The organism is Mumia sp., assembly GCF_028803055.1.
Lineage (GTDB): Bacteria > Actinomycetota > Actinomycetes > Propionibacteriales > Nocardioidaceae > Mumia.
Genome location: NZ_JARBCJ010000098.1, coordinates 1 through 12286, shown reverse-complemented (window position 1 = coordinate 12286; position 12286 = coordinate 1). Strand labels below are relative to the sequence as shown.

The window sequence follows — 12286 nt, the reverse complement described above, 5'->3', positions numbered from 1 at the left end:
ACGGTCAAAGGCTTGTTCAACGCCTCCGGCCCCGCCGGCACCTGGACCAACCTAGCCGGTACCCGTGTGTCGTCAAACGGCGTTTCGGTGAGGATGTACGGCCTTAAAGGGCGGACGTTGGTGCTACCTACCCGATCGTCGCCGACCCTTCCTCGGCACGTTCGACCCATTCCGAGTACGCGCTCTTGACCGCCCGGGTTTCTTCGTGACCCCAGCACGTCGTAGGCGGCCGGTGCATAGGGTTGGAGAGAGCTCTGTGCGAGTGGCGCCGCGGCGCCTCAACAGGAACCTGGACACGATGCGCGATCAGTACATGTGCCCGCGGGGTGGCGCATATGCCTGTTGACCTCGTCCTCGACCTTGCGTGCGTCGTCGGCGCCTTCGGAAGTCCACTCTGGCTCGCGATGGGCATCATCACGACCCTGACAGATCGGACTCCGCACGCATGGCGCGTCGGAAACGGGGCACTCACCGTCGTAGGAGCCGCTTCCCTGCTCGCCTGCATGTGGCTTTGGGCACAGGGGTGGAAGTACGTCGACGCCGGAAGAACGAGGCCACTCGGCGATCGAGAATGGTCTCTTGCTCGCCACCGCTGCTGCTGGCATCGCGGTCATCACACTGGCCACGTGGTGTCTCACCCACTTTCGAACACCAACGGCGAAGTTTGGCGGACAGTGACCGAACAACACCGAGCGTCGAACGACATCGCATCTCTAGAGCGACCCGTCTACGCGATGCACCGCAACGAGCCCAGCCCTCGATGTGTCGTCGCCCGCGGGATCCGGCCGGCGCTCGCGACCCGGGAGGACCGATGAACGAGCGCGAGCGCCTCGTCGAGGTGGCCGACGGCGTCTTGGTGATCACCCACCCGTTCTGCGCCACGACCACCACCGTGGTCGTCGGGCACGACGGACGGGAGTGCGTGGTGGTGGACCCGGGTGTCACGGCCGACGAGATCGACGCGCTGGCGCCAGCACTGGCGTCACGCGGCCTCACCGTCACCGGAGCGTTCTCCACCCACCCGCACTGGGACCACCTCCTGTGGCGTCCGTCCCTGGGGGACGCGCCACGGTGGGCCACCGACGCCGGCGCGGCGAGGGCGCTCGCCGTCGTGGACGACAACGCCCGCAAGGCGCGTGCTGCTGTCGAGGAGGTCGACACCTCCGGACTCGGGCGGGTCGTCGCCCTCGAACCCGGCGCGATCGTGCTCCCCTGGACCGGCCGCCACGTCCGCGTGCTCGAGCACCGCGCGCACGCGCCAGGCCATGCCGCGCTGATGGTGACCGACGTCGGCGTCCTGGTGGCCGGCGACATGCTCTCCGACGTGGAGATTCCGTTGCTCGATCTCGAGGCCGGTCGCCCCTGGGACGACTATGCCGAGGCCCTCGACGTCTTCGACGAGGTCGCACGCTCGGTGGCCGTCGTGGTGCCCGGGCACGGGTCGACGGGGGACGGTGTCGAGCTCCGGCGCAGGATCGACGCCGACCGCGCCTATCTCGCGTCGCTCCCGCTGGACGGCGAGGACGACCCTGACCCTCGCCTCGCCGACGCCGCGGACTGGCTCCTCGCCGAGCACGAGGCTGCCGGTCGCCGCGTCCGTCACGACCTGGGCGCTCGGTGACCGGATCACCGGAGATCTAGACGGCCAGCTCCACACGTTCTCCCGGAGCGAGCAGGACCGCCCGCGTGGGCGACCCCTCGGTCGCGTCGACGAAGCGCTCGCCCGGTGTGTCGAACAGGTGGTGACGGATCGCGGGAGCCACGCGCCCCAGACCCACCGGCCAGAACGTCCCCCAGTGCACCGGTACGGCCCAACGAGCTCCCACCCGTGCCACCAGCTCAGCCGCCTGCTCGGGATCCAGGTGGTCCTCACCGAGCGTGGGGCCCCACCCGCCGATCGGCACCAGTGCGAGGTCGACCGGCGCGATCCGCCTCACGTCCGCGTGCGGGCCTGTGTCACCGGGGAACCAGAACGTACGGTCACCGACGATCCGGAACCCGAGCGGCTGCGAGGCTCGGCGGGACCAGCGGTGGCGCGACGCGGGATGGTCGGCGTCGGTCACCTCGACGTCGAGACCGGCCACGCGGAGCCTGTCGCCAGGAACCGCCTCGTACACGTCGAGCCCCAGCCCTCCGAGCAGCCCTCCACCGGCCTCGGGGACCACGACGGGCGTGCCCCGCGGAAGGCGTCGCAACGAGGGGACGTGGAAGTGGTCGAGGTGGAGGTGGGAGACCAGCACGAGATCGGCCCGTGCCGCAGACGCCGACGGCGACATCGAGCGGCGGCGCAGGTGGACCACCCGGTCGAGGAGCACCGGGTCGGTGAGGACGCGGGTGTCACCGATCTCGACCGTCGCTGTCGAGTGCCCCCACCAGGTGACGGCCATCGGCGTCACGGGCGCGCGGTCCACACGCGCCATCGTGCCACGGGCTCACGACAGGGACGTCCAGAAGCCCGTCAGACGAAGAACCCTGTCCAGCGTCGCGGGACAGGGTCGGGACTTCAGAACACGTGGTGGAGCATAGGGGATTCGAACCCCTGACCTCTTCCATGCCATGGAAGCGCGCTACCAACTGCGCCAATGCCCCGTGCTTCGAGCGGTCTCCCGCTCATCGAGCCGAGGTCGATCTTAGCGGGTCGCCCCGGTCGGACCGAAATCGGGGTCCCCCTGTCGCAAGGGCCCACGGTCCTCGGTGTGCGCCGCATCATCGCTCATCTCCGGGACGGGCAGGTTGCCGGCGTTCCACTCGGTGACCTGCCAACGGGCGAAGCCCTCCTGGAGGACGGCCCAGCAACCGTTGCTGAAGCCGCCGAACGAGCGCCAGTACTCCTCGGGCAGCCCGATGAAGGCACAGATCCCCACCCGGATGACGGCACCGTGCGCGACGACGACGACCGTCTCGTCCTCGCCCATGGCCTGGACGATCTCCTCCAGGGCCCGGCTGAACCGGACCGCCGCTTCGGCGTGCGTCTCCCCGCCGGGCGACACGATCTCCTCACCACGCCGGAAGCGACCCTCCGCCTCGGGATAGCGGCGCGCGATCTCGTGCCGCGTCATCCCCTCGCGCTCTCCGAAGGCCACCTCTCGCAGGCGTTCGTCGGTCTCGACCGGAAGGTCGACGATCCGGCCGAGCGCGGCCGCGGTGGCCGACGCCCGCTGGAGGTCCGAGCTCACGATGCGCACGGGGCCGAGCACGGCCAGCCGCGCCGCCATCTCCGCCGCCTGGGCTCGGCCGGCCGCATTGAGGGGGGTGTCGGTCTGGCCCTGCAGGCGTCCCGCGACGTTCCAGTCCGTCTGCCCATGGCGCCAGACGATGATCCTGCGACTCATGCGTCCGTGACCGGTGGCTCGCCCGCCAGCGGGACCTCGTCCTGCTCGGTGGACTCGCGCGACGTGGGCGCCGAGGGGACGCGCCCCGCAGCCTCGCCGATCTCGGGCAGCGCCACGGCCGGGCAGTCACCCCACAGCCGCTCCAGCGCGTAGAACGACCGGTCCTCGTCGTGCTGCACGTGAACGACGATCTCGGCGTAGTCGAGCAGCACCCAGCGCCCCTCACGCTCCCCCTCACGGCGTACGACCTTGGCGCCGTGCTCGAGGAGCTTCTCCTGGACCGCGTCGCTGATCGCACGCACCTGGCGGTCGTTGCCGGCCGAGGCGAGGACGAAGACGTCGGTGATGACGAGCTGCTCGGAGACGTCGTAGGCGATGATCTCGTGCGCGAGCTTGTCCGCTGCGGCAGCCGCCGCGGCATGGGTGAGCTCGAGCGCCCGCTCGGATGCGGTCACTGGGGTGCCCCCTTCGGGTGGCGTTCGGGGTGGTTCGACGCGGCGACCGCGTCGATGTAGAGACGATGCTTGGCGATGTACTGGACGACCCCGTCAGGGACGAGGTACCAGACGGGTTCGTGTCGCGACACCCGCTCGCGGCAGTCGGTGGACGAGATGGCCAGGGCCGGGATCTCGACGATCGTGACGCGGTCCTTCGGGAGTCCGTCCAGCGTGTGGGGGTCGATCGCGTGCCCTGGTCGGGTACACCCGACGAACTGGGCGAACTCGAACATCTCCCCCGCGTTGTGCCACGTCAGGATCTGGGCCAGCGCGTCGGCGCCGGTGATGAAGAACAGCTCCACGTCACCGCCATAGTGGGCGCGGAGGTCCCGCAGGGTGTCGACGGTGTAGGTGGGGCCGGCGCGGTCGATGTCGACGCGGCTCACCCAGAAGCGAGGGTTGGAGGCGGTCGCGATGACCGTCATCAGGTAGCGGTCCTCACCTGGCGAGACCTTGCGGTCGGCCTTCTGCCACGGCTCACCGGTAGGGACGAACACGACCTCGTCGAGGCCGAACCACGCCTGCACCTCAGATGCCGCAACGAGGTGGCCGTGGTGGATGGGATCGAACGTTCCACCCATCACCCCGACGCGGGGGCGGCGGCCGACCTCGAGCGGCAGGCTCATCAGGTGTGCTGACGTCCCTTGCCGAACGCGAAGAGACCGATGATCAGGAGGAGGAAGAAGACCAAGGTCGCCCCACCCACGACGAACGGCGAGAGGGCTTCCTCGTGCTCGGCGCCCTGCGCCACCACCTGGGTGAGGACGGACCCGTTCAACACTGATTCAGTCAACGACATGGGGTCAATCTACCGTCCCACCCCGGCTCGCACGCGGGCCACCCCGGTCAGCGGACGTGCCCGTCACCCGTGACGACAAACGTCGTCGTGGTCATCTCTGGCAGACCCATCGGTCCGCGGGCGTGCAGCTTCTGCGTCGAGATGCCGATCTCGGCCCCCATCCCCAGCTCTCCCCCGTCGGTGAACCGGGTCGAGGCGTTGACCATGATCGCCGCGGCGTCGACGGCCGCGGTGAACCGCTGGGCGGTCGCCAGCGAGCGGGTGACGATCGCCTCGGTGTGGCCGGACGAGAAGGTACGGATGTGGGCGACCGCGTCCTCGAACGAGTCGACCACCCGCGCGGCGATGTCGAGCGAGAGGTATTCGGTGGCGTAGTCCTCGTCGGTGACCGCCACGACATCGGCGTCGGCCGCGGCGAACGTGGCGTCCCCGTGGATCGTGACGTCGCGCTCGTGCAGCGCAGCCACCACCCGCGGCAGGAAGTCGTCGGCGACCGCCTTGTGCACCAGCAACGACTCGGCCGCGTTGCAGACGCTGGTCCGGTGGGTCTTGGCGTTGACGACGATCGCGAGCGCCATGTCGAGGTCGGCGTCGGCATCGACGTACACGTGGACGTTGCCCGTCCCCGTCTCGATCACCGGCACCTGGGCGTCGCGGACGACGGCCTCGATCAGCCCAGCGCCGCCGCGAGGGATCACGAGGTCGACGAGGCCGCGCGCCTTCAGCAGCGCCGTCGAGCTCGACCGGTCGGACGGGTCGATGGCCTGGACGGCGTCGACCGGCAGACCCGCCGATGCGACGGCGTCACGGAGCACCGACGCGATGGCGGCGTTGGAGTGCTCGGCGGAGCGCGACCCTCGCAGCAGGACGGCGTTGCCCGCCTTCAGGCAGATCGCGGCGGCATCGGCAGTGACGTTGGGTCTGCCCTCGTAGATCATCCCGATCACCCCGATGGGCACCCGGACCTGGCGAAGCTGCAGACCGTTGGCCAGGGTCGAGCCGCGGACCACCTCACCGACCGGGTCGGCCAGGGCGGCGACGTCGCGGATGCCCTCGGCCATCGCGGCGATGCGGTCGGTGTCGAGGAGGAGTCGGTCGATGATGTTGTCACCGACCCCGGCCTCACGGGCGATCGTGATGTCTCTCGCGTTGGCCTCGACGATCTCGGCAGCGTGAGAGACCAGCGCGTCGGCCATCGCGTGCAGAGCCGCGTCCTTGCCGGCCCGCGGGACCGCCCGCAGGTCGAGTGCGGCAGCGCGGGCCCGCCGGGCGGACTCGTGGACGTGGGGCTCGAGGTCGTGGCTCACGTCACCAGGATAGTGACTCAGAAATGGACGGGGACCGGAGCGACCATGCCCACCGCAGGAGGCGACTCCGCGCGGCTGCGACGGTCACGTGTGTCCCGCTCGAGGATCTCGAGACCCACGACCGCCCAGGGAGGCAGTCCGGCCGAGTCGCGGTGCTCCGACCACACGCGCATCGCCATCGCAGCGACGTCCAGCATGTCGGGAGCCTGCTCCCAGTAGCAGATCTCGGCGCGGTCGACGTCGTAGCGAAGGGAGTGCAGGAACGCGTGCTCGTCACGCAGGCGCAGCATCGCCGAGCGCACCGCTTCGTCGGCGAACGGCGTGCCGGCCACCGTCAGGGTGACGTGCCACATCTTGTCCTGCGCAACCACGGATCCTCCTCACCGACGGCCTGTCCGCGGCCACCTTAACCGGGGCTCGGCAACGCAAGCCCCGGGTTTCCTCGATTGGGTCGAGCACCACGCTCGGACCGCGGCCGGTTCAGTCCAGGAGCACGAGATCGTCGCGGTGGACGAGCGCGCGCGCGTACTCCCCGCCCATCTCGGCTGCGAGGTCGTGGGTCGAACGACCGACCATCTTGGGCAGCTCGGTGCTGTCGTAGCCGATCAGCCCACGGGCGACCAGACTCCCCGACTCGTCCACGAGGTCGACCGGGTCCCCAGCCTCGTACGTCCCCTCGCTGGCGACGACACCTGCGGGGAGCAGGGACGCACCCCGCTCGACGAGCGCGCGGACCGCTCCTGCGTCGAGGACGAGGCGGCCCTTGCCGGTCGTCGCGTGCGCCAGCCACAGGAGGCGGGTGGGGCGGCGCCGTCCCGTGGGGTGGAACGTGGTGCCGACGTCGCGTCCCTCGAGCGCTCCGTTGACCTCCGAAGCGCTCGTGAGGAGCACGGGGATCCCGGCGCCGGTCGCGATCCGGGCGGCCTCGACCTTGGTGACCATGCCACCGGTGCCGACCTTCGACGGGCTCGGCCTGGCGATGTCGAGCCCTTCGAGGTCGGCGTCGCCGTGGACGTGGCGGACGAGCCTGGCACCCGGGGTCGCCGGGTTCCCGTCGTAGAGTCCGTCGACGTCCGACAGCAGCAGGAGCCGGTCGGCGTGGACGAGGTGGGCCACCAGCGCAGCGAGGCGGTCGTTGTCACCGAAGCGGATCTCGCTCGTGGCGACCGTGTCGTTCTCGTTGACGACCGGGACGACTCCGAGGTCGAGCAGACGAGCGAGGGTCCGGTACGCGTTGCGGTAGTTCGTACGGCGCACGACGTCGTCGATGGTGAGAAGGACCTGACCGACGACGAGGTCGTGCCGCGCGAACCGCTCGGTGTACCGCGCCACCAGCAGGCCCTGTCCGACGCTGGCGGCGGCCTGCTGCGTCGCGAGGTCACGCGGGCGCGCCGTCAGGGCCAGCGGCGAGAGCCCGGTCGCGATGGCACCGGAGCTGACGAGCACCACCTCGTCACCGCGTACTCGCGCTGCGGCGAGGGCGTCGACGAGGCCGTGCAGGCGCGCCAGGTCGAGGCCGCCACGCGGTGAGCTGAGCGACGACGAGCCGACCTTGACGACGATCCTCACCTCAGGGCCTCACACGTCCTCGTCGCCGTCCGGCGCCGGTTCCTCGGACCAGAGCGTCTCGGGCGGCACACGCCCGGCCTCGCGATCCCTGCGTGCCGCACGCTCGTACTCGCGCTTGCGTGTCAGGTCCTCGCGGCGCTGCTTGTTGGTGCGCCGGTGGTTCTCGATCAGCCGGTCATCCTCGCCACGTCGCGAGCCGAGCAGCTCAGCGCCGGCGCTCACCTGCGGGTCGAAGTCGAACACGACCGCGTCGTCGACGCCACCGATCACCACGTCGTCGCCCGCCTCCGCGCCCATGGCGATCAGGCGGTTCTCGACGCCGAGACGGTTGAGCCGGTCTGCGAGGAACCCGACGGCCTCGTCGTTGGTGAAGTCGGTCTGGCGAACCCAGCGCTCCGGCTTCTCGCCGCGGACGACCCACTGACCGGCGGTGTGCGTGATCGTGAAGTCGTCCTCGCCGTCGGCCGAGCGCGGCCGGAGGACGATGCGCGTCGCTGGGGCCGCGGTGACGCTCTTGCGCGAGGACGCGACGACCTCCGCCATCGCGTACGAGAGGTCCTTGAGGCCCTCGTGGGAGGCGGCCGAGATCTCGTAGACGTCGAGACCGCGCGCCTCGAGCTCGCCGCGGACGAACTCGGCGATGGTCTTGGCGTCGGGGACGTCGACCTTGTTGAGGGCCACCAGACGGGGGCGGTCCTCGAGGCCGCCGTACGCCGCAAGCTCGTTCTCGATGACGTCGAGGTCGCTCAAGGGGTCTCGCCCGGGCTCGATCGTCGCGCAGTCGATGACGTGGACCAGCGCAGCGCAACGCTCGACGTGACGCAGGAAGTCGTGACCGAGGCCGCGCCCGTCCGCCGCGCCCTCGATCAGGCCGGGGACGTCGGCGACGGTGTAGGTCACGTCACCGGCGACCACGACGCCGAGGTTGGGGACGAGGGTGGTGAAGGGGTAGTCGGCGATCTTGGGCCGAGCTCGCGAGAGCGCGGCGATCAGGCTCGACTTGCCGGCGCTCGGGAACCCCACGAGACCGATGTCGGCCACGACCTTCAGCTCGAGGGAGATCGTCCGCTCGTCGCCCGGCTCGCCCTTCAGCGCGAAGCCGGGGGCCTTCCGCTTGCTGGAGGCGAGCGCGGCGTTGCCCAGCCCTCCACGACCACCCTCGGCGATCACCAGCTCCGAGCCGGGCCCGACCATGTCGGCGAGGATCTCGCCGTCGGCCCCGCGGACCACGGTGCCGTCGGGCACGGCGAGCACGATGTCCTCGCCCTGGGATCCGCTGCGGTTGCCACCGCTGCCGTGATGCCCCTTGCCGGCTCGACGGTGCGGCTCGTGGTAGAAGTCGACGAGCGTGGTCACGTCGGAGTCGACCCGCAGGATGACGTCGCCGCCACGGCCGCCGTTGCCGCCGTCGGGCCCACCGAGGGGCTTGAACTTCTCGCGGTGGACCGAGGCGATGCCGTTGCCGCCGTCGCCACCCTTGACGTGCAGGGTCACCTTGTCGACGAAAGTCGGAACTGCCATCCGTGCCACCTCCTCAGTACGCCGCGCTCAACCTGCGCTGATGCGCGGTCCCGTACGACGGGCGCGGACGCCGTCGACGGGGCTGGAACGAGACGAGGGGCGAGCCCGCGCGATGCGGACCCGCCCCTCGTCGTGGAAGTCCTTCAGGTCACTCCGCCGGGACGATGTTGACGACGCGACGGCCGCGACGCGTGCCGAACTCGACCGCGCCCGCGGCGAGGGCGAACAGCGTGTCGTCGCCACCACGGCCGACGTTGGTGCCCGGGTGGAAGTGCGTGCCGCGCTGACGGACGATGATCTCGCCCGCGCCGACCTGCTGGCCACCGAAGCGCTTCACACCGAGGCGCTGGGAGTTGGAGTCACGGCCGTTCTTGGTAGAAGCGGCGCCCTTCTTGTGTGCCATGTGCTCGAGCCTACTTTCGCGTCACTTCGAGATGCCGGTGATCTTGACCTGGGTGTAGTGCTGACGGTGACCCTGGCGCTTCTTGTAACCGGTCTTGTTCTTGTACTTCTGGATGATGATCTTCGGGCCCTTGGTGGCGCCGAGGACCTCAGCCGTGACCGAGACCTTGCCGAGGGAGTCGGCGTCCGACGTCACCGCGTCACCGTCGACGAGGAGCACGGCGGGGAGCTCGACCGACTCGCCGACCGTGGTCTTGATCTTGTCGATCTCGATGATGTCGCCGACCGCGACCTTCTGCTGCTGGCCGCCACTGCGCACGATCGCGTACACCGCCGACTCACATCCTCACTCGTTGCTGCTCCGCTGTCGGAGCTTGGCTGTCTTGAAACTCTGGGGTGGTGCCGTCACCAGGCACGAGGCGCTCGTGCGGGCACACAGACCGACACGCTCACAGGCGCGCCGCTCATCTAGTCTACGGAGTCTCCCTGTCACCGGTCAAAGCGGGGTCCGGGGCTCCTCCGTCGAGCGTACCGGGGGCCTCAACACCGGCCTCGGCCGACGGGCCGTCGCTCGACTCCTCCGAGCCGCTGCGGCGACGGCGACGCTTGCGCGGGGTGGTCGCCTCCGGGGTCTCCTGCGTCGCGGCGTCTGCCGTGTCGTGAGACGTCGGCTCCGGCGCCTCGGGCTGCGCGTCGTCCGCGGGCTTCGGCTCCTTCTTCGCCTTGGAGTCGGCGCCCTTGGCGGGCTTGTCTCCCTCGTCGCTGCGCCCACGACCTCGGCCGCTGCGACCGCGCCGGCTCTCCTCCGAGCCCCGCTTGGACTCGACGGGGTGGTCGTGGATCATCAGGCCGCGGCCGTGGCAGTGCTCGCACGGCTCGCTGAACGCCTCGAGGAGGCCCGTCCCGATCCGCTTGCGGGTCATCTGGACCAGCCCGAGGGAGGTCACCTCCGCCACCTGGTGCCGGGTCCGGTCGCGGCCGAGGCACTCGACCAGACGGCGGAGCACGAGGTCGCGGTTGCTCTCCAGCACCATGTCGATGAAGTCGACCACGATGATGCCGCCGATGTCGCGCAGCCGGAGCTGACGGACGATCTCCTCGGCGGCCTCGAGGTTGTTCTTGGTGACCGTCTCCTCGAGGTTGCCGCCCGATCCGGTGAACTTCCCGGTGTTGACGTCGACGACGGTCATCGCCTCGGTACGATCGATCACCAGCGAGCCGCCGGACGGCAGCCAGACCTTCCGGTCCAGTGCCTTGGCGATCTGCTCGTCGATCCGGTAGGCGGAGAAGACGTCACCGGACTCGGATCCGCTCCACGCCTCCACCCGGTCCTTGAGATCCGGGGCGACGTGGCTGACGTAGCCGTCGATGATCTCGGTGGCGTCGGTCCCCTCGACGACGAGGCGCGCGAAGTCCTCGTTGAAGAGGTCACGGACGACCTTGATGGTGAGGTCCGGCTCGCCGTACAGCAGCTGCGGGGCCGATGCGGAGGCGGCCTTCTTCTCGATGTCCTTCCAGCGGGCGTCGAGCGCCTCGACGTCGCGGGTGAGCTGGTCCTCGGTCGCGCCCTCGGCGGCGGTCCGGATGATCACGCCCGCGTCCTCGGGGAGGATGCCCTTGAGCAACGACTTGAGCCGGTTGCGCTCGGTGTCGGGCAGCTTGCGGGAGATCCCGCTGGTCTGGCCGCCGGGCACGTAGACCAGGAAGCGACCGGGCAGGCTGATCTGGCTCGTGAGCCGCGCGCCCTTGTGCCCGACCGGATCCTTCGACACCTGGACGAGGACCGACTGGCCGGACTTGAGCGCCTCCTCGATCTTGCGCGGCTTGCCGTCACCGAGCTTGCTCCAGTCGACCTCGCCGGCGTAGAGCACCGCGTTGCGGCCCTTGCCGATGTCGACGAACGCCGCCTCCATCGAGGGCAGGACGTTCTGGACCCGCCCGAGGTAGACGTTGCCGATGAGCGAGGTCTGCGACTCGCGCGCCACGTAGTGCTCGACGAGGACGTCGTCCTCGAGAACGGCGATCTGCGTGAGGTCCTCGCGCTGGCGGATGACCATCTCGCGCTTGACCGACTCGCGCCTGGCGAGGAACTCGGCCTCGGAGACGATCGGCGTGCGGCGACGACCCGCCTCACGACCCTCGCGGCGGCGCTGCTTCTTGGCCTCCAGCCGGGTCGAGCCCGAGACGCTCGTGATCTCGTCCTCGGCGCTGCGGCGCTCGCGCACACGGACGACGGTGTTCTCGGGGTCGTCCGCGGCCGCGTCGCTGTCCTCGCCGCGACGACGGCGGCGACGACGACGACGGCTCGAGGTGCCGCTGTCGTCCTCACCGGTGCTCGAGGACTCGTCGTCGGAGGTGTCGTCGTCCTCGGACTCGTCAGGGGTCTCATCGGCTGCCGTCGTCGCGCCTTCTGCGGCCTCGCCGGAGTCGGACTCGGCGTCGAGGTCGAGGTTCTCGACGTCGTCACCGTTGCCCGAGCGACGTCGACGACGGCCACCGCGGCGGCGACGGCGACGGCCGGGCGTGCTGCCGTCGCTCTCGTCCTGGCCGTCGTCGGAGTCGGAGTCGGAGTCCTCGTGGTCGCGCTCCGGCAGATCCGCGTCGTCACGGCTGCGTCCACGGCGGTCGTCCGAGCCGTACCCGCGGCCGTCCTCCTCGCGGTCCTCCGTCTCGTCGGCCACGTCGGCTGCACGGCGGCGGCGGCGCGGCGCGGCCTTGGGCTCGGGCGCCTGGAAGAGCGGTGCGACGAAGGGCGCGCGAGCCGAGGTTGCCGGTCGAACCTCCTGCTCGTCCTCCTCATCGACCTCGTCGACCTCGTCGACGCGCTCGACCACAGCCGGAGCGGCTTCGGCGGGCGCG

Annotated in this window: 13 protein-coding genes and 1 tRNA gene; 1 reads left to right on the top strand and 13 read right to left on the bottom strand. The window is 70.3% G+C overall.

Features of this window, described 5'->3' with window-relative positions; genetic code table 11:
- The first annotated feature begins 811 nt into the window (after positions 1-811).
- A complete protein-coding gene (locus PV363_RS10790) occupies positions 812-1621 on the top strand; it encodes an MBL fold metallo-hydrolase (RefSeq protein WP_301022320.1) in 810 nt (269 codons plus the stop codon).
- Between the two features lie 16 nt (positions 1622-1637).
- Here the strand turns inward: PV363_RS10790 and PV363_RS10785 are convergent, their stop codons facing one another.
- From PV363_RS10785 to PV363_RS10725, 13 genes are all read right to left on the bottom strand, one after another.
- Positions 1638-2411, bottom strand: a complete 774-nt coding sequence (locus PV363_RS10785) for an MBL fold metallo-hydrolase (protein WP_301022319.1) — start codon at positions 2409-2411, stop codon at positions 1638-1640.
- Between the two features lie 102 nt (positions 2412-2513).
- Positions 2514-2589, bottom strand: a tRNA-Ala gene (locus PV363_RS10780).
- A 41-nt stretch (positions 2590-2630) separates the two neighbouring features.
- Positions 2631-3332, bottom strand: a complete 702-nt coding sequence (locus tag PV363_RS10775; RefSeq protein ID WP_301022318.1) for a histidine phosphatase family protein — start codon at positions 3330-3332, stop codon at positions 2631-2633.
- Positions 3329-3787, bottom strand: a complete 459-nt coding sequence (gene rsfS / locus PV363_RS10770) for a ribosome silencing factor (protein ID WP_301022317.1) — start codon at positions 3785-3787, stop codon at positions 3329-3331. The genes PV363_RS10775 and rsfS overlap by 4 nt, the downstream gene beginning before the upstream one ends.
- On the bottom strand, positions 3784-4455 hold the full coding sequence (gene nadD / locus PV363_RS10765; RefSeq protein ID WP_220344137.1) for a nicotinate-nucleotide adenylyltransferase: 672 nt from the start codon (positions 4453-4455) through the stop codon (positions 3784-3786). Before nadD ends, rsfS begins: the two co-directional genes overlap by 4 nt.
- Positions 4455-4610 (bottom strand): hypothetical protein, encoded by a 156-nt coding sequence (locus PV363_RS10760; RefSeq protein WP_220344764.1) that lies wholly within the window; start codon positions 4608-4610, stop codon positions 4455-4457. The genes nadD and PV363_RS10760 overlap by 1 nt, the downstream gene beginning before the upstream one ends.
- A gap of 65 nt (positions 4611-4675) precedes the next feature.
- A complete protein-coding gene (locus PV363_RS10755) occupies positions 4676-5935 on the bottom strand; it encodes a glutamate-5-semialdehyde dehydrogenase (protein ID WP_220346542.1) in 1260 nt (419 codons plus the stop codon).
- A gap of 17 nt (positions 5936-5952) precedes the next feature.
- Positions 5953-6306 carry a hypothetical protein gene (locus tag PV363_RS10750; protein WP_220344134.1) on the bottom strand — a complete coding sequence of 118 codons (354 nt, stop codon included), beginning with the start codon at positions 6304-6306 and terminating at the stop codon, positions 5953-5955.
- A 109-nt stretch (positions 6307-6415) separates the two neighbouring features.
- Positions 6416-7504, bottom strand: coding sequence for a glutamate 5-kinase (gene proB / locus PV363_RS10745; protein ID WP_220346541.1), 1089 nt, complete (start codon positions 7502-7504; stop codon positions 6416-6418).
- 9 nt (positions 7505-7513) lie between these two features.
- Positions 7514-9025, bottom strand: a complete 1512-nt coding sequence (gene obgE, locus PV363_RS10740; RefSeq protein ID WP_301022316.1) for a GTPase ObgE — start codon at positions 9023-9025, stop codon at positions 7514-7516.
- 148 nt (positions 9026-9173) lie between these two features.
- Positions 9174-9428, bottom strand: coding sequence for a 50S ribosomal protein L27 (gene rpmA / locus PV363_RS10735; protein ID WP_220344131.1), 255 nt, complete (start codon positions 9426-9428; stop codon positions 9174-9176).
- 21 nt (positions 9429-9449) lie between these two features.
- Complete coding sequence (rplU, locus tag PV363_RS10730; protein WP_220344129.1) at positions 9450-9758, bottom strand: 50S ribosomal protein L21; 309 nt, start codon at positions 9756-9758, stop codon at positions 9450-9452.
- 142 nt (positions 9759-9900) lie between these two features.
- On the bottom strand, positions 9901-12286 hold a 2386-nt coding region (locus tag PV363_RS10725), incomplete at its 5' end, for an Rne/Rng family ribonuclease (protein WP_301022315.1).